Origin of the sequence: Neisseria sp. GT4A_CT1 (assembly GCF_000227275.1) — a bacterium.
In the GTDB taxonomy this organism is placed as follows: domain Bacteria; phylum Pseudomonadota; class Gammaproteobacteria; order Burkholderiales; family Neisseriaceae; genus Neisseria.
This window is the reverse complement of the sequence record NZ_JH164965.1, coordinates 220805-238424: the sequence shown is the minus strand read 5'-3', so window position 1 is coordinate 238424 and position 17620 is coordinate 220805. Positions and strand designations below refer to the sequence as shown.

The following is a 17620-nucleotide window of genomic DNA, read 5'->3' as shown; positions in this document are numbered from 1 at the left end:
CATGAACCAAGTTGATAACAACATTCCTGAAGAAATCCGTTTGCAACATGACCGATCGGCTTTGGTTTTGGTTTATCGTGGCGAACGTAAAACCCTTCCTGCCGAATTTCTCCGCGTTTATTCTCCCAGTGCCGAAGTGCGCGGACATGGCGCGGGACAAGATGTCTTGCAGACAGGTAAAGCAGAAGTTACGATTTCTGATTTGGATCCTGTCGGTCAGTATGCGCTCAAAATTACTTTTTCAGACGGTCATAATAGCGGTTTGTATGACTGGGCTTATCTTTACAAATTGGCTTACGATTATGATGCGCTTTGGCAGGATTATCTCCGCAGGTTAAAAGAAGCCGGAGCCTCCAGAATACCGAGTGCCGCCGATCTTGTTGCCGGTAAAAAGCATTCCTGCGGCAGCGGCGGTTGTGGCGGGCATCATTGATTACTGAGCGTGTTTGTTCTTTTTGAAGCGGCATTGTGACGGATAGCAGGATGTCGGCAAAGCAGGCTCTGTTCCTCGCTTGAAAAAATATATCAGCCTGTCGGATGTCAAACAGAATCGGCTGGAAAGATACGGTCTTGAGGGTACAATGCCACTGCATGGGCGAGTTGCGTTGTTACCTGAATAAAAAAGATTATTTAGTCATCCATTTGATAGACTACGCTAAGCCGGTCCGCAAAAGCATATCGTGAATGACGATAAAAATGCCATCACCTTCAGAGATGAAATTTCAGCATTCGGCGTAGCCATGAACAAATTGAAAGACAGGTTTGCCTCTCAATGATTAAACTTTCAGACGACCCCTAGAGCAAGGTCGTCTGAAAATCGAAATACCGTTTGAACCATATTGATTTCAGATTATTTTAGGAAAGCACCTCTATGAGCGACCACAAAACCCATTTCGGTTTCACTACCGTAAACGAAGAAGAAAAGGCAGGTAAAGTGGCCGAAGTGTTCCATTCCGTAGCCAAAAACTACGACATCATGAACGATGTCATGTCTGCCGGCCTGCACCGCGTTTGGAAACATTTCACCATCAATACCGCCCGTCTGAAAAAGGGCGATAAAGTGCTGGATATCGCCGGCGGTACCGGCGACCTGTCGCGCGGCTGGGCCAAGCGTGTGGGCAAAGAGGGCGAAGTGTGGCTGACCGATATCAACTCATCCATGCTGACCGTCGGCAGAGACAGACTGCTGAATGAAGGTTTGATTCTGCCCGTATCGCTTGCCGATGCCGAAAAATTGCCGTTTCCCGACAACTATTTCAATCTGGTTTCCGTTGCTTTCGGTTTGCGCAACATGACCCACAAAGATGCCGCGCTCAAAGAAATGTACCGCGTACTCAAACCGGGTGGAACGCTCTTGGTGTTGGAATTTTCCAAAGTCTACAAGCCACTGGAAGGCGCATACGATTTGTATTCCTTCAAACTGCTGCCGGTCATGGGCAAACTTATTGCCAAAGACGCAGACAGCTATCAATATCTGGCAGAATCCATCCGCATGCACCCTGACCAGGAAACATTGAAACAAATGATGCTGGATGCCGGTTTCGACAGCGTTGATTACCATAATATGAGCGCAGGCATCGTAGCCTTGCATAAAGGTGTGAAATTCTGATACCCGAATCGGCTGACCTATCTGTCTGATGCCCATAGCCTATTCCAAAGTATCGGGCTTATGTTGATGACTGAAAAAGGTCGTCTGAAAACCGATTGATAAGGTTTTCAGACGACCTTTGTTGTAAGAAATCTCTGAGTTGTACTGATATAGTGGATTAACTTTAAACCAGTACGGCGTTGCCTCGCCTTGCCGTACTATCTGTACTGTCTGCGGCTTCTTCGCCTTGTCCTGATTTAAATTTAATCCACTATATATAGCTGCCTGAAGGCGGCTGGCTGGGAGATGACGGAGCGGGATTTCGAGGATGTGTTTCAACACCCAGCCGCCCGAAGGCGGCTGAATCCAGATATGCGCGGTTCTGCGACTGAGCCGATGTTTCAACACACAGCCGCCTAAAGGCGGCTGGCGCCATCGGCGCGATTCCGCGCGTACGCGTGACCGTTTCAACATCCAGCCGCCTAAAGGCGGCTGGATGCAGCCCGAAGCCAAAACGCCCAACAGCTCAGGTTTCAACACCCAGCCGCCCGAAGGCAGCTGGGCAGTTTCTGAAGCGTTGCCAAACGCGATGACTGTTTCAACACACAGCCGCCCGAAGGCAGCTGGTTCTGTTTTCGTTCATTTGCTTCTTGCAAAGACTGTTTCAACACACAGCCGCCCGAAGGCAGCTGGCTGCCATTTACCACGCCGATTGCATACGGATTGAACGTTTCAACACACAGCCGCCCGAAGGCGGCTGGATCCTGAAAGATTTGGGTGAAACAAATGGCTAAAGTTTCAACACACAGCCGCCCGAAGGCGGCTGGCAAACATTAAAACCCCTGCGGCGCATAATACAAGTTTCAACACACAGCCGCCCGAAGGCGGCTGGTTGGCGTATCCCCGCCAACAAAATGAAAAAATCGAGTTTCAACACACAGCCGCCCGAAGGCGGCTGGTTCCTGATATAAATTTAGCAATCAACTTAAAACAGTTTCAACACACAGCCGCCCGAAGGCGGCTGGCCGGACCAAAAAAATAACGGCATTTCAGAAAATGTTTCAACACACAGCCGCCCGAAGGCGGCTGGCAGCTTGGAATCTTGTCAGGTTGCCGGTAACTATGTTTCAACACACAGCCGCCCGAAGGCGGCTGGGTGATACGGCGATTATTATTCCGTTTAAACATTTGGTTTCAACACACAGCCGCCCGAAGGCGGCTGGTGTCCGATGTCGCCCGTTTCAGGGGAGAGATACAGTTTCAACACACAGCCGCCCGAAGGCGGCTGGGGGATGTTGTTCAAAATGGAAATATTCAGCCGATGTTTCAACACACAGCCGCCCGAAGGCGGCTGGTATCTATAAGGATTGCTAATGGGCTACCAAGTCGGTTTCAACACACAGCCGCCCGAAGGCGGCTGGAAGCCCTCAAAACCTCATGTATGACGGCTACGTTGTTTCAACACACAGCCGCCCGAAGGCGGCTGGAGAGGAGTAAAGATGTCCCGACTTTATATTGCAGTTTCAACACACAGCCGCCCGAAGGCGGCTGGCAAGTCTAACCAGTCTTTTTGGGTAAACATAATAGTTTCAACACACAGCCGCCCGAAGGCGGCTGGGCGTGACCGAAATTTTTGTGATGTTCGGCAGATTTGTTTCAACACACAGCCGCCCGAAGGCGGCTGGATGTAAACCGTTCACTTTGTTCACCGGTTTACATAGGTTTCAACACACAGCCGCCCGAAGGCGGCTGGGAGACCGAAATTTTTGTGATGTTCGGCAGATTTGTTTCAACACACAGCCGCCCGAAGGCGGCTGGAACTGGAGATTCCGGCATATCTTTTTGGAAAAGGGTTTCAACACACAGCCGCCCGAAGGCGGCTGGCAGCCAGTTGCACATAAAATGTTAATGGTGGCAAGGTTTCAACACACAGCCGCCCGAAGGCGGCTGGCGAGACCGAAATTTTTGTGATGTTCGGCAGATTTGTTTCAACACACAGCCGCCCGAAGGCGGCTGGATGCGAGACCGAAAATTTTGTGATGTTCGGAGATTGTTTCAACACACAGCCGCCCGAAGGCGGCTGGTGCGTGACCGAAAATTTTGTGATGTTCGGAGATTGTTTCAACACACAGCCGCCCGAAGGCGGCTGGTTTAATCCATACGCTTTATTTTGATCTCCGATCTGTTTCAACACACAGCCGCCCGAAGGCGGCTGGTTTCGCGCTGCAAATCACCCATGCGTTTGATTTGTTTCAACACACAGCCGCCCGAAGGCGGCTGGAAATATTATAATATTATAGGTGCTGATATGAAAAGTTTCAACACACAGCCGCCCGAAGGCGGCTGGTTTGCGGATTTGTTGCGCTAACTCAAATTGACTGGTTTCAACACACAGCCGCCCGAAGGCGGCTGGCCGCCATCGGCGCGATTCCGCGCATACGCGAGACCGTTTCAACACACAGCCGCCCGAAGGCGGCTGGGAAAAAGAGATGATGCTAAATCGTTATAATTCAGGTTTCAACACACAGCCGCCCGAAGGCGGCTGGGATGGCGGAATACAGTATCAGCTAAGTTTTTTAAGTTTCAACACACAGCCGCCCGAAGGCGGCTGGCTTTTTAAAAAGTGAAAAAGAGTTACAAATAGTGTTTCAACACACAGCCGCCCGAAGGCGGCTGGGATGACTGTAATCATCGCCACCACGCTCTGAGGCAGTTTCAACACACAGCCGCCCGAAGGCGGCTGGCATGTTTATCAATTCGACCAGGCATTTGAGTTATCAGTTTCAACACACAGCCGCCCGAAGGCGGCTGGGTTTACCCACTCTTTATTCTTGTTTAAATGATAGGTTTCAACACACAGCCGCCCGAAGGCGGCTGGGTCGCCGCTGGGAGAAACGTTGGTATGCTTTGCCACCAGTTTCAACACACAGCCGCCCGAAGGCGGCTGGAACCAGCTTTAAACAGCTTGAAAAAGAGTTTTATGTTTCAACACACAGCCGCCCGAAGGCGGCTGGCCGCAGAAATGCGGAGCTTCAAGCGTTCATGGCAGTTTCAACACACAGCCGCCCGAAGGCGGCTGGCTTCATTAAGCATCATATGCACATAAGATGCATCGGTTTCAACACACAGCCGCCCGAAGGCGGCTGGTCTTGGAAGAATGGATGCGTCCCGATGTCCCGTGTTTCAACACACAGCCGCCCGAAGGCGGCTGGCCATTGCGCCTTGTTTTTTATGTGTTTATTCAGGATGTTTCAACACACAGCCGCCCGAAGGCGGCTGGTCCAAAATATTCGCATCTTTTGGAATATCTTCAAAAGTGTTTCAACACACAGCCGCCCGAAGGCGGCTGGCTATATCGACTCTTTCTGCTACTTCATCTATAAGTTTCAACACACAGCCGCCCGAAGGCGGCTGGTTTATGAATACCTCCTTGATTCCCAAAAGTTCAAGTTTCAACACACAGCCGCCCGAAGGCGGCTGGATGACCCTGTTTTAAAACAGAAAGCTGCAAACATGTTTCAACACACAGCCGCCCGAAGGCGGCTGGATTCTTCAGGGGTTTGAAAATGATTAAATCTGTTGTTTCAACACACAGCCGCCCGAAGGCGGCTGGCGTTACCGTTGACGGCAAGGTTTACAAAAACGAGGTTTCAACACACAGCCGCCCGAAGGCGGCTGGGCGATGCCATCGGCTTAACATCTTTGGCATTTGCGTTTCAACACACAGCCGCCCGAAGGCGGCTGGAGCCTCTCTCAAAAGCCTTGCTCCATCAGGTTTCGCAGCCCCGATTTCGCTAAGCTCCCAAGAAAAGCGCGAACGCGAGTATAACACAGCCTTTTCCGTTACACCCGCATTCGCAATATCCTGATTGTTAAAGAACAATCCCCATTCGCCAACCCTGCCGCATTTTCATGAGAACCGCAGGTTGGCGATTTATACAATCAACGTATCTTTAAACACATCCACCGCCGGTTTCGCGCCGTGGTGTTCCACTTTGCGCCGCCATTTGCTGCCTAAATGGTAAAAGCGCAGGCTGTCGGTTTCAGGGTTGTAGGTTTTCAAGAGTTTGTCTTTTAAAACAACCCACTGGTCGGGTGCGATGTCGCATTCGAACACTGAATACTGCACGCGCACGCCGTAGTCCAGACACAATTTCGCCACGCGCCGCAACCTTGCCTGTCCTTCCGCGTCTTCCAGCGAAATATCGTAAGTAATCAGCATCAGCATTTTGTATTCCCATGTGCAGGCTGCTTTAGAGGTCGTCTGAAAACATCCAACCCGTTTTCAGGCAGCCTGCAAACCTATCTCATCAAAAACGGTGGATATTCCGCCAAATCCCCGCGCAAATGGCGCGCCAGCAGCATTGCCTGAATATACGGCAGTAGCCCGATTTCCACTTCCTCCCCCAAAAACGGATGAACGATTTTTTCCTGCTTTTTCGCCTGCAAAGCTTGGAACAACAGCTTCCTCGCATCCACTTTCAAACTTACCGCACCACTTGCTTCGGCAACAAAATCATGTGGTTTGAGTTGTCCACGGTTAATTAGCGACAGCACCAGCCTGTCCGCCCACCACGCGCGGAATTCTTCCAAAATATCCTGCGCCAAACTGTCGCGCCCCGGTCGGTCGGCGTGCAGAAAGCCCACCTGCGGATCCAGCCCCACGCCTTGCAGCGCGCCGCTGATGTCCTTACCCAGAATGCTGTACACAAACGACAACAGCGCATTCACCCCGTCTCTGGGCGGACGACGGTTGCGCCCGTCAAAAGAAAAGCCGCTTTTTTCGCTCAAAAGCTGCCCAAATACGCCAAAATAACGCGCCGCCGCATCCCCCTCAATGCCGCGCACCACGTCCAGCTCCGCCGCGCTCTTCAACTGCCGCAGCGAAATGTTCAAAGAATCCACCGCACTTTGAATTGCCGCATTCTCGCCGTAATTGCGAATCTGCCGCTGAAGCACCCGCTTACTCGCCTGAATCTTCGCCGCAATGATATTGCGCGCAATCGGCACAGGATTTTGCTCCGACACCCGATACTGCGCCCGACGCAACAGCACATTACCGCTCTGCCGCCCCTGAAGTCGCCCCAAATAACGCCCATTTTCCGTAAAAAACGCCAAATTCACATTATTTTCGCCACAAAACCCCAACAAAAACGGCGACACCAGCACATTACCAAAACAGAAAATATGCCCGATGGAATGCACCGGCAACTGCGCCACCTTCTTGCGCTCCTGCTCCACCACCAGCGTCTCCCGCTCTTTATGCAGATAGCTGCCTTGGGTGGTGATGTAGAGCGTGTTTTGTAGTTTGCGCATGGGAAAATTCCTTGGGGTTTGACCACACTTTTTTGGGTATTTAACAGGGTTGATCCACCTGAAAAACGGTAGGTCGGATTCTCGAATCCGACATTTTCAAAATTACCGCAACAATTTCAAATCATATAAATATCAAAGTAGTTGTCGGATACAAGTATCTGACCTACACAAACTACACTTTGGGAATTGATTAAGTTGGGCTACCTGAAAATGGTACTAACTCATACTTATTTCCATCCCATAACTTAAACTCCAAAAATTTTGGCTTGCCCTCTTCTGTTAAATCAAACTTAGTAACTTCAATAGAAACATAATTTTTATTATTTTTTAATAAGCTATTTGCCAAATCAAAAATGGTTTTAGCAATATGTTGCGTATACGAAGTATGGCCTATACCATAACCTGCTAAAGTTTGCCCCAAATTAAAAGGCATATAAGTACTACCATCATCTAGTGTTATGGCACCATTGATATTTGAATTCCTATAAGACTTTATATCTTTTGTATCTGAAATAGTTGGAGATATATCAATCATATTCTCTACTTTACAATGACTAATGAGATTCGGTTTTTCCTTGTGAATAATTTCTAAAACATCTTTTTCATACCAAATATCTCCATATCCTTTTCCATGCTGTTTACTAACAACAAAAAATACCTCACTATCCGTTACAAGCCCCAAAGCAATTTCACCAGTCCTCTCAATAAAATCATTTTTTACCATTTCTCCAAGGTGGAAATGCTTAATACCAAAATTATCTAACATCCCATCAACTGAATTAGCAATGATTGATGACTTACTTAAATAAGCATTAACATCTTCTCCATTAATTAATTTTTCTTTTAATCTATCAAAGCCTTTTTTATTTTCGGGAGAAATAGAAAATTGCTTAGATAAAATAACATTTCTGGGTTTGGCAATTACTAATTTCGAACGATAATTAAGATATTGTATAAAATATGGAACTTCTCCAGATTCATCATAATCAATATTCTCTTTTATAAATTTATCTTTTGCCCAATTATTTACTATTAAAAGAGCATCATTATAAGTAAATTTCATTGATTTTTTGTGCATAATTTAAAATCCTATATTGTATTAATATTCCCCAAACAACCCCTCCACATACCTCACACTCCTATCCCGTTTCCCCAACAATTCCGGCTGGCAGATTTCCACCAGCGAGCAGGCTTTGCAGCGTTTACCGTAGTCGGGCGGCGGGGTTTGGCCGCTTTTTAAAAGTTCGCGCACGGCGGCGATGGTGGCGAGTGTTTGGGCGCGCAGGTCGTCTGAAAACACAACGGGGACGCGGTGGCGGGTTTGCATATACCACAGCGCGCCCTCAGAGACGGTTTGCCCCGTCATTTCTTCCAAACACAAGCCTTGGGCGCAAAGCTGGATTTCGTCCATCGGATCGGGTTTGGGCTTGCCGCGTTTGTATTCCACGGGTTTCAGACGGCCTGTTTTCGTTTCCACTTCCACCAAATCCAACACGCCGCTGATGCCCAGTTTCTCCGCCGACACATGTACCGTCCGCTCAAAGCGCACGCCCTTGCGCGTTTCCGGCTCACCCGAATCCACCCGCTCGTGCAGCGCCTTGCCCTGTGCGGTCAGATAGTTCTCCGCCCACGCCTGCTCGTTGTGAATCAAGGCGCATTGGCGCGGGCAGAAGGCGTAGTGTTGCAGGGCTGAAAGGGGAATCAGGCGCGTGTCCTGATTTTCCCCTTGGGTTTTGGTTAAAAGTGCGGTCATTTTCAGCCTAATTTACGCAGCAGCTTGGTTTCGCCAAGATTTTGATCGTCTACCCTGACAAGGTAATCGTCAAAACTCCTTGCTACTTCCACACCATCTTTTTTGGCTATCTGAATGCGTTTGAACAGACTATCAGCAGGTACGTCGCCCAAGCTGCCGCTGTGCTCAAACACATAAAGCCCGCGTGCATTCATTTGTCCGCGTGCGGCGGAATGGTCGTGGTCGAACATATTGACAAGTGCCTGCCAAAACAGCTCTAAATCGTTTTCGGAAAAGCCTGTTTGTTTGGCGAAATGGGCAGAAATGAAGCCGTGGCAGCGGTATAGGCCGTAGGGGACGGTGAATTTGCGCCCCATGGTGCGGTTGTCGCCGGTTTCACTGGCATCTTTTTCGTTGGTAACCGCCATGCGGGTAATGCTGTGTTCCAAGGTCATGATGGGATCGATAGAGCGAGAAAAAGTCAGTTGCACGGGACCGCGCACTTGTCCTGCATTTTTGCCGGTAGTCATCACTGCGCCGAATGTGCGGATGTCGTAATAACGGCTGCACATGTATTGGCGAGCAGCTTCGGTTTTCTCGCCTTTTTCTTTGCCTTTTACGTTTTCCTGCTCGTGGGCTTCGTCAATCAGGTTGTTCAAAATGCCTTTTTCGCGGATAAAGATATCGTGATGCTCGTCATTTTGGGTCATTTGGATAAAGTTACGGACTTTGCGTTTCAGGCAAACATCGGTTACCAAACCTTCGCCGGTTTGCGGGTCGATACGCGGCAGGTTGCCTGCGTCGGGATCGCCGTTGGGGTTGCCGTCTTGCACGTCAAATAAAAAGACAAAGTCGTAGCGTTTTTCAATAGTCATAGCATTTGCTCCTTATGCGGTTTTCGCTTCGTTGAACAGGTTTTTCAATGCGTCTTTGGTAAACAGGAATTGGGTTTCGTGGTAATAACCGATGGCGAATAGGCCTTGCTGTTCCAAATTCAAATGGTTGGGAAATCTCTGACAATGTTCCAAAATCTGGCGGATTTCCCATTGCAGTTGTACGGCACGTCCTTCAAATTCCAGCTTGTTCAAATGGTGCGGCAGCAGGCGCATCAGTGTGCCGAATACGGCAATCGGCGTACTGCTTGCCGAACCGAAATAGCGGTCGGCAATGGTGGCGTTCAAGCCGGGATTGGCTTCGGCCTGTGTTTTTTCCAGCACGGCAAACAGCCGCCCCAGCACATAGCCGATGTCTTGACGGTTTCTATCTAAGCTCATCGTTAGCTCCTTCATGTTTTTCAGACGACCCGCGCGGATTGCGCGATTGATATAGGCTTTAAGCAGACTTGCCCTGCCATAGGTAATTTTCTGTTCCGCCTTGTTGCGCCGCAAAGCAGCCTGCAACAGGCTGACGGGTAAAACGCGGTTGTTAAGTGCGGCATCGGTTATTTGGGCAATCAGGTCAGATGGCAGGTTTTCCATTTTGCCGTCCAACACCAAATTGCCCAACAGGCGCGGCAACGGCATATATTCGGGGTATGGCGAGTTTTCGCCACGCACCATCTGCAAATCGTCATACCACGCCGCAATGCTTTCGGATAAGGCGGCAACAGTGGTTTCATGCCAAAAGCGGACGACAATCCGCGCGGAATTGGGCGATAGACCTAAAAGGTAGAATTTTTCTTTGCCGTCAGGTTCTGTATATTTGCCGTTGTACAAGCTTTTATAAAGTGATTTGACCGCATCAATATGGGCATCGGGATTGTCTTTGCCGCCGCCGCTAATCAGCGAAGCAAGATACTCTTCCAACGGAGTCGGTTTCGCACTCCAACAGATGGCTGTTACATCGCCGATACGGAAGCGGTTTTCACCGGCAAGCAGGGTGTTTAAGGCTGTGGTGTATTCAAACATGACTTGTTCACCCACAGGAAAGATAAAGCCCTGCTCTTTGCCGTATGATTCAAAAGCCGACAGATTTACCGATGTAAACGGGGCGGGCTTGGCGTTCACACCTTTCACGGCATTATGCAACCGCGCAATCGGCGCAAGTTTGCCCGTTACTAGACAAATGCCTTTTGGGATATTATCGGATTGTGCCTGATTAGCTTGACTCACATATGCCTGAACCGCCTTTGATTGACAAACCAAATCTACTGCCTCGTCCACCAAGCGGAAGCTGAGATTACAGCCTTTGACTTTGGCACATTCCACCCAATTTGCAGCCTGCATGGCTTTGCTTTTTTCTGCCGCAGAAGCCAAAAAGGCGGCAACGGCGGCAACACCTGCATCATCGGGCAACGCCTGTTTCAATTCGTTTACATTGGCAGTAAAGCTGGCATGCTGTTTATCTGCCTGCTCCTGCCCTTTTTCTCCGGCATAGGCAAGCACATAACCGTAGTGATCCCACAATAAATTGCTTACTTCGTAGGATTTTGAACCGCTCCTGCCCAAGCCTTTCGGCACTAAAAAAGTGCGGGCAACTTTTTTCTTATTTTTCAACTCGCGGGTATCTTCAAGCTGAATAAATTTGCCCTGTTTGTCTATAACAATAATGAACGGGATTTCTTTGTTTTCAAACCCTTCCGGGGCAACACCACCATCGCTTTCGGCTTTGCGTTGGTAGTATTGGGTGAGTGCGTGCAGAATCATCGTTTCACCTCCTCGCTATTAGCTGGGGGCACGGTAATTACGCCATTTATCGCTTTGCATTGGTAAAACATAGGTTCGGCGTTATTGGAATCGCGCGGGTCGGATTTGCTGAAATCCATGTCGTACAGCATAAAGCCGAAATCTTGGGTGATGTCTTCGCGCGGCAAACCGTCTTCAACCTTTTCAAGCAGCCTGAAATGGCAGGGAAACTCTCGGCAACCCAAATAAGGCTGATGAAAATACTGCCCTTTTTTTTGCACGCCGTTTGAACATTTCGGCAAATTTGACGTAGTTGTCGCCCTCGCCTGCTTCACTTGTCATGTCAAAATCGGCGTGGATGCGATAGGCAACATCTTTCAGCAGCATGGATGCGCGCTGCTGACGGTTGTCTTCAATATAGAGCGAGCCGCTGCGTTCACTCATTTTGGTTCCCACTTCGTTACGGCGGATATTCGTCCACTGAATCGGTTTGAGAATCTCGAGCTTCTGTATCTGCCATCGAATGGCGGGTTTCCACAAGATTGCCATTAGGATATTTCGTGCTGCTGATGGTGTAATTACGGGATAACTAACCCGTTCCACCTTGAGCTCAGGCCTGGTAAAGCACGCCAGATCACCGCTAATTTCTAAAATGAAACTCATATCGACTCCTCATTAATAATTCTATAAAGCCATATTAATATTACCACACTACTCATGTCAAGTGTGATTCGCTTATTTTTTCAATAAACTGTAAAATATGCCTACGCTAAACCTCTTTTCATACAATTGATTAAATGGATTATTAGCGGTCAGTCGCTTCTGGGTGGCTGTGTGTTGAAACTATAATGCCATGTTAAAAATGGCAAAATGCCCCTAGAAATAGGGGCATTTTTCATAAAACCGAATTTTCAGATAGCCAAGCCGTATCATCAAAATCCGCACCAAGCACGGCTTTGTAATAGCCCTTATCTAACACCAACAATCCTGCTCTGGAAAAAACGGCATTCGCAGATAGCTTTTTGAGTTCGTGTTCATACACGGTAATCGTGTAGCGTTGTAATTTGCGGTAAACACATTTGTGTTTGAGCGGGTCGCTTTCAAGCAAGTTGAACCAGCTTTCAAACGGCTCGGGCAGCGGTGGTTGGTCGGTTTGTCCGAAGGAATTGTCGGCAGGCTGCAAAAAGCGTTGTTCATCCAAAATATCCTGCCATTTTGAAACTTCCACATCGTCCAGATGTCGTCTAAAAAAATCGTCCAGCTCGTTTGCTTTGACGACTTGCGGACTGCCGTCTTTTTCCCAATGAGCCAACGGGATAAACGGCACAATGAGTGCCACGCCTTGGTTATCAATCAGGCGGAAACGTTCGGCAGCGGTGCGGAATTTGATTGCCAGCGGATTTTCATTTGATGATTCTACCGTCAAGAGTCTTGCAATGTCGTGTTTATCCACATCTCCTTTGCCGTTGAAACGGCGGAAATATTCGGCAAATGCCGACGGGGAAAGCGGGTCACCAAGCAGCCCTGCTTTCAGCATTTCTTCGGTAATGTCCTGCCCCTGTTTCAGGCTGCCGTTGGGTGCGCCTTCTTCGGCACGGAACACGACTACTTCGCCAAACGACAACTTGCCTTCGCGGTTGCACCGTCCCGCCGCTTGGGCAATGCTATCCAGCCCTGCCATCGCCCGATAAACGCAAGGAAAATCCAAATCCACGCCGGCTTCAATCAACTGCGTGCTGACCAGCCATAAAGGCTTGTGCAGGCTGCCTGCGCGATACAGTGCCAAATATCGGCGAACCAACGCAATCACTTCGCTTCGGTGCGTAGCGCACATATTGGCGGATAAATGTAATTTGATGCCGTCAGAAGGCAGAGCGGCAAAGAGTTTTTGGGCGTGTTTTCGCGTATTAACCACTGCCAAAACACACGGATGCGCGGCGATTTCATCGGCGATTTCCTGCCAGCTTTGCGTATCGCCGTTTGGCGGCGGCATTTTGATGCGGACGCGGCGCAGTTTTTCCGATAAGGCAATTTTGTCTGCCACAATTTCGCGCACATCCGGCAGGCCTTCCAAAATAGTGCGCCCGAATGCGTCGATATTTTTGCCAAGTTCGGGCTGAGTCGCCGTGCACAACACAAAGGTAACGCCGTAATCGTGCGCCAGCACCCGCATCATGTCGGTAATCGGCTTTTGGAAATCGCGCGGAAGCTGCTGGGCCTCATCCAAAATCACCACGCTATCGGCAATATTGTGAATCTTGCGGCAGCGGCTGGTTTTCGCCGCAAACAGGCTTTCAAACAGTTGCACGTTGGTGGTAACAATCAGCGGCGCGTCCCAATTTTCCGTGGCAAGGCGGGTTTTCGCAGTTTCCTTGTCTTCTTTCACTTCCAAATTGCTGTGGTGTTCCAATACCACGTCATCGCCCAATGCTTTGCGGAAAACATCGGCGTTCTGCTCGATAATACTGGTGAAAGGAATAGCATAGATAATACGTTTTTTGCCGAATTTCAGCGCGTGCTTCAAAGCGAACCCCAAGCTCGCCAAAGTTTTGCCGCCGCCGGTCGGCACGGTTAAAGAAAACAAAGTGTGGTCGGTTTCTGCGGCAGAAAAACATTGCTGCAAAATGGCATGGCGTTTTTGATTTAAGAATGAATCTTTATCTGATTTCTCATGAAGTTGCGCCATATATTGCTCATATCGTCGGTGCAACTCATCCAAACCGGGAAATTTTGGGCGCAATCCGGCAGCCTGCGCAGTATCCGCATCGGCATAGCCGTTCATAAAGGCTTCGGTATCCAAAAAGTCGGCATCCACCAAGCAGGAAAAGAGAAAACGCAGCCAAATATGCACTTCTTCCAGCTTTGCCCCGTCTTCCCAAAACGCAAAAAAATCCCGCATCAAGTCATCATCGGATAACGGGAAAAAATCTTTGGGCAAACCGCTCTCCGCCAAGCCCAACAAAGAGGCCTCCAATTCATTATCTGCCTGTTGCAGACGATGCTTTAAGCTCCCTTTGTCATACCAATCCGCTAATCCCGCATGGTGTCCTGCAATCAGATATGCCAGCAAATGCCCGAAAAATGGATTAAGGTGCTCTACTGCATATTTGGCACCGGCAGTGGAATGCGGAATTTTGCGCAACTTGGTAGATTCGACATCTTCCAAATGGGCATTTTCTTTTTCAAAGCCGGATGCATTACGGATATATTTCTGAAAAGCTTCCTGAAATTTCCCCAAATCGTGCGAAAGCCCCGCATATTCGGCAAACAACGACCCATAACGCCCTGCAAAACGCTTGGCGAGTTGGGCGACTTTTTGTAGATGTTTTTGCAGGGGATGGGAATGCCAATTTTCTGATGAGTCTTGGCGGACGTGGGCAATATAGTCAAAATTCACGTCGATTCTCCAAATTTAAAACGCGCAAAATTTAACGAACAAGCCATACAAAATGGTTTGAGGTGTTGAAAAATCGAAAATCTGTGGAATGAGGTCGTCTGAATGACGTGAAAATATTGTAGATAATTGGGAGTTTATGATGTTATTGTTTTATTTGTTACAATTACCCGAACATAATACAGCATTTGTAATAAATAACAATATCAATTTGACTATTTGTGAGCGAATAGGACAAATCAAACATAGCGTGATGGTCCGAATGATGCAGATAAACGATGACAGGTTTTCAGACGACCTTTGTCGTATAGATGGGTTAAACTCGGTAGGATGTGGCTGTGCTTGCCTGATTCCGTACCCAAGCCGTTTTGTTTTACTATACAATCATATTGCTGCCGACTGCTTGTTTGCTGCGGTCTGCATCGGCATACGGATAGTGCGGACGCTGTTTGCGTTTTGGAAAATGCGGCAAGATATTTATTTGCCAGTATTTTTTAAGCATCGGCTGAAGCCTGTATTGGTTTGCCCCAGGTCGTCTGAAATTCCGAAAAAGAAAATTCATGTCAAACACCCCATTCTTCAAAACCGACTGCCCGAGCTGCGGCGCGCCTGTTGAGGCGCATTCCGCGACAGCCGTTACGCTGGTGTGCGGCTACTGCAACAGCATGCTGGTGCGGCAGGATGACAGTATCGTCGATTCCGGGCGCGATTCCGCTCTGTTGGAAGATTTCAGCCCGCTGCAAATCGGCACGACAGGGACATACGTTACCCGCCCATTTACCTTGGTCGGACGGCTTCAGGTGCAATACGACGACGGTGTGTGGAACGAATGGTATGCGCTGTTTGATGACGGGCAAACCGGTTGGCTGTCTGAATCCGGCGACCTGTATTCCATGACGCGCTTGGTTGAATCGCCTGAAGTTGTGCCGGACTTTCACGACGTCGTGCCGGGTGGTTGCAATTTCAATTTTCAAAATAAAAACTTTGTTCCGTCGGATAAGCGTGAAATCAGCCTCAGAAAATCGGCGGCTCAGGGCGAATTGCCGTTTAAGCTGACTGCAGATACGACAAGTAAAGTCATAGACTGGCGATGCTCAGGTCTTTTCCTGACGATAGATTACGGCGACGATCCTCCCGAAATCTATTACGGCAGTATGGTCGGTCTAAATGAACTGAAACTGCAGAATACCCGTACCGATGACCAAATCCGTGAAACGGCAGGTCGTCTGAAAGGCAGCCATCATTCGGAAAATTGTCCGAATTGCGGGTCGTCCGTCCATTGGTTGAGCGGTGTCACCGATTTTCTGATTTGCCCGAGCTGCGGCAGCCAATTGGAAGTCGGTAAGGAAAAAGCGCGGTTGATTACTGCCAACGCCATGCGCGTGGCGCAGGATAAACTGTTTACCCTGCCTATCGGCACGCAGGGTCGTCTGAATAACAATGATTATTTTGTGATGGGTGCAGTCAGGTATTCCGAACTGGACCCCGATGCGACTTATGAATATATGTTTGAAGGCAAACGGCGGATACTGACGCCGGTCGGTTGGTGGGTCGAATACCTGCTTTACAATCCGCAAAAAGGCTTTTTGTGGTTGGTCGAATCGTCCGACGGCGAGTGGAGCCAGTCTGAAACGCAAAACAATTGGCCGCGTTTAAACAGCGCCCGCAAACCGCAAGGTTGTGATGAACTTTATTCCTACGGCGGCAAAGTCGAAGTCGCCGCCGGCGCGTTTTACTGGCATATCCGTTCGGGTGATTTGGCGTATTACACCGACTACCAAGTCGGCAGCAACAGCAAACTGTGTGCCGAGCTGACTGAACACGAGCTGGCATGGAGTAAAAGTACGCGCACTACCTACGGCAAAGTTGCCGGCGCTTTCGGTTTGCAAGCGGAAGCGCCCAGATACACGGCAAAAATGAACGCAGACGGGGTCGATAACCAATTGCGGTTTGTCATGATCGCCATCTTGGTTGTCGTCAACCTTCCTGCGCTGCTGACCGACGGCAACTCTGCCTCATTTACCGTCATCTTTATAGGAACTTGGTTGTTGTGGACTATGGGCAAAGAAGACGAGGACGAGGATTAACATGTCGAGAGCCACTTACATCATTTTCAGCACCATTATCATCATCATCTCCATGATCATCAGCTACGGCTCTTCCGATTCCGACGGCTCGCGTATGCATTCCGGCGGCTATTACGGCGGCGGAGGTTTCTCCGGAGGCCATAAATGACCCATATCCCCGGCAATCACGGTCTTTTAGATTTATATGGCTGTGATGAAGCTGTCTTGAAAGACGAAGGTCGTCTGAAAACCGCCCTCAAAGCCGCTGCCCAAGCCGCAGAAGCCATCGTCCTCGCCGAGCGTTTCCACACCTTTGGCGGTGCAGGCGGCATTACCGGCATCTTATTGCTCGCCGAATCCCACATCAGCATCCACACTTGGCCGGAACACCGCTTCGTCGCCATAGACGCATTTATCTGCGGCGGCATGAAGTTGGAAAAAGTGAAGGAAGTGTTGTGCAGGGAATTGGCGGCGGAACGGGCCGTTTGGACGGTTGCGCAACGTGGCGAAGGAATACTGGACGATACGCAGCCGCCAATAGAATAATATAGTGGATTAAATTTAAATCAGGACAAGGCGACGAAGCCGCAGACAGTACAGATAGTACGGAACCGATTCACTTGGTGCTTCAGCACCTTAGAGAATCGTTCTCTTTGAGCTAAGGCGAGGCAACGCCGTACTGGTTTAAAGTTAATCCACTATAAAACCTGTAAAGGTCGTCTGAAACAGGCTCAATCTGTTTTCAGACGACCTCATTTTAAAACCCCAAAAATATTCTCACTAAGAACATCAAGGATCAAAATGCACTTACGCACTTCCATCATCCTCTCTTTATCCGTGCTCTCTTTAGGCGCGTGTATCAGCAACCCAAGTTCGGCACCCGACCAGTTCTTCATCATC

At 49.1% G+C, this 17620-nt stretch carries 12 protein-coding genes, 2 pseudogenes and 1 CRISPR repeat array; of the genes and pseudogenes, 5 read left to right on the top strand and 9 right to left on the bottom strand.

Annotated features, from left to right (window positions below; all coding sequences use genetic code 11):
- Position 1 precedes the first annotated feature (1 nt).
- Together HMPREF1028_RS03780 and ubiE are read left to right on the top strand one after the other, a co-directional pair.
- Complete coding sequence (locus tag HMPREF1028_RS03780) at positions 2 to 433, top strand: DUF971 domain-containing protein (RefSeq protein ID WP_003762839.1); 432 nt, start codon at positions 2 to 4, stop codon at positions 431 to 433.
- A gap of 438 nt (positions 434 to 871) precedes the next feature.
- Entirely contained in the window at positions 872 to 1609 is a 738-nt protein-coding gene (ubiE, locus tag HMPREF1028_RS03775; protein ID WP_003760056.1) for a bifunctional demethylmenaquinone methyltransferase/2-methoxy-6-polyprenyl-1,4-benzoquinol methylase UbiE, read from the top strand.
- Between the two features lie 147 nt (positions 1610 to 1756).
- Here ubiE and HMPREF1028_RS14485 read toward each other — a convergent pair.
- The 9 genes and pseudogenes from HMPREF1028_RS14485 to HMPREF1028_RS03735 form a co-directional block, all read right to left on the bottom strand.
- Positions 1757 to 1864: pseudogene (locus tag HMPREF1028_RS14485) on the bottom strand (IS5/IS1182 family transposase); the annotation flags it as partial.
- A gap of 56 nt (positions 1865 to 1920) precedes the next feature.
- Positions 1921 to 5333: direct repeats of the CRISPR family, unit length 32 nt; unit sequence GTTTCAACACACAGCCGCCCGAAGGCGGCTGG.
- A gap of 189 nt (positions 5334 to 5522) precedes the next feature.
- Positions 5523 to 5816, bottom strand: coding sequence for a CRISPR-associated endonuclease Cas2 (gene cas2 / locus HMPREF1028_RS03770; RefSeq protein ID WP_003685729.1), 294 nt, complete (start codon positions 5814 to 5816; stop codon positions 5523 to 5525).
- Between the two features lie 74 nt (positions 5817 to 5890).
- Entirely contained in the window at positions 5891 to 6904 is a 1014-nt protein-coding gene (cas1c, locus tag HMPREF1028_RS03765; protein ID WP_009311475.1) for a type I-C CRISPR-associated endonuclease Cas1c, read from the bottom strand.
- Positions 6905 to 7094: 190 nt separating this feature from the next.
- Positions 7095 to 7982 carry a hypothetical protein gene (locus HMPREF1028_RS03760; protein WP_009311474.1) on the bottom strand — a complete coding sequence of 296 codons (888 nt, stop codon included), beginning with the start codon at positions 7980 to 7982 and terminating at the stop codon, positions 7095 to 7097.
- A gap of 21 nt (positions 7983 to 8003) precedes the next feature.
- Positions 8004 to 8657: a CRISPR-associated protein Cas4 gene (gene cas4, locus HMPREF1028_RS03755; protein WP_009311473.1), complete on the bottom strand. Its 654-nt coding sequence runs from the start codon at positions 8655 to 8657 to the stop codon at positions 8004 to 8006.
- Between the two features lie 2 nt (positions 8658 to 8659).
- Positions 8660 to 9511, bottom strand: coding sequence for a type I-C CRISPR-associated protein Cas7/Csd2 (gene cas7c, locus HMPREF1028_RS03750; RefSeq protein WP_009311472.1), 852 nt, complete (start codon positions 9509 to 9511; stop codon positions 8660 to 8662).
- A gap of 12 nt (positions 9512 to 9523) precedes the next feature.
- Positions 9524 to 11281 carry a type I-C CRISPR-associated protein Cas8c/Csd1 gene (gene cas8c / locus HMPREF1028_RS03745; RefSeq protein WP_009311471.1) on the bottom strand — a complete coding sequence of 586 codons (1758 nt, stop codon included), beginning with the start codon at positions 11279 to 11281 and terminating at the stop codon, positions 9524 to 9526.
- Positions 11278 to 11923, bottom strand: a pseudogene (gene cas5c, locus HMPREF1028_RS03740) (type I-C CRISPR-associated protein Cas5c). The gene cas8c and the pseudogene cas5c overlap by 4 nt, the downstream one beginning before the upstream one ends.
- A 232-nt stretch (positions 11924 to 12155) precedes the next feature.
- A complete protein-coding gene (locus HMPREF1028_RS03735) occupies positions 12156 to 14657 on the bottom strand; it encodes a CRISPR-associated helicase/endonuclease Cas3 (RefSeq protein ID WP_009311469.1) in 2502 nt (833 codons plus the stop codon).
- A 557-nt stretch (positions 14658 to 15214) separates the two neighbouring features.
- On the opposite strand from HMPREF1028_RS03735, the gene HMPREF1028_RS03730 reads away from it, so the two are divergent.
- The 3 genes from HMPREF1028_RS03730 to speD are packed head-to-tail and all read left to right on the top strand — an operon-like array spanning position 15215 to position 17266.
- Positions 15215 to 16741: a DUF4178 domain-containing protein gene (locus HMPREF1028_RS03730; protein WP_009311467.1), complete on the top strand. Its 1527-nt coding sequence runs from the start codon at positions 15215 to 15217 to the stop codon at positions 16739 to 16741.
- A gap of 1 nt (position 16742) precedes the next feature.
- On the top strand, positions 16743 to 16889 hold the full coding sequence (locus HMPREF1028_RS15095; protein ID WP_003742187.1) for a hypothetical protein: 147 nt from the start codon (positions 16743 to 16745) through the stop codon (positions 16887 to 16889).
- Positions 16886 to 17266: an adenosylmethionine decarboxylase gene (gene speD / locus HMPREF1028_RS03725; protein ID WP_009311466.1), complete on the top strand. Its 381-nt coding sequence runs from the start codon at positions 16886 to 16888 to the stop codon at positions 17264 to 17266. Before HMPREF1028_RS15095 ends, speD begins: the two co-directional genes overlap by 4 nt.
- The last annotated feature ends 354 nt before the right edge of the window (positions 17267 to 17620 follow it).

Bases quoted from the DNA above. Each gene is read 5' to 3' on its own strand.
- HMPREF1028_RS03780 (WP_003762839.1), top strand. From the start codon at position 2: ATGAACCAAGTTGATAACAACATTCCTGAAGAAATCCGTTTGCAACAT.
- ubiE (WP_003760056.1), top strand. From the start codon at position 872: ATGAGCGACCACAAAACCCATTTCGGTTTCACTACCGTAAACGAAGAA.
- cas2 (WP_003685729.1), bottom strand. From the start codon at position 5,816: ATGCTGATGCTGATTACTTACGATATTTCGCTGGAAGACGCGGAAGGA.
- cas1c (WP_009311475.1), bottom strand. From the start codon at position 6,904: ATGCGCAAACTACAAAACACGCTCTACATCACCACCCAAGGCAGCTAT.
- HMPREF1028_RS03760 (WP_009311474.1), bottom strand. From the start codon at position 7,982: ATGCACAAAAAATCAATGAAATTTACTTATAATGATGCTCTTTTAATA.
- cas4 (WP_009311473.1), bottom strand. From the start codon at position 8,657: ATGACCGCACTTTTAACCAAAACCCAAGGGGAAAATCAGGACACGCGC.
- cas7c (WP_009311472.1), bottom strand. From the start codon at position 9,511: ATGACTATTGAAAAACGCTACGACTTTGTCTTTTTATTTGACGTGCAA.
- cas8c (WP_009311471.1), bottom strand. From the start codon at position 11,281: ATGATTCTGCACGCACTCACCCAATACTACCAACGCAAAGCCGAAAGC.
- HMPREF1028_RS03730 (WP_009311467.1), top strand. From the start codon at position 15,215: ATGTCAAACACCCCATTCTTCAAAACCGACTGCCCGAGCTGCGGCGCG.
- HMPREF1028_RS15095 (WP_003742187.1), top strand. From the start codon at position 16,743: ATGTCGAGAGCCACTTACATCATTTTCAGCACCATTATCATCATCATC.
- speD (WP_009311466.1), top strand. From the start codon at position 16,886: ATGACCCATATCCCCGGCAATCACGGTCTTTTAGATTTATATGGCTGT.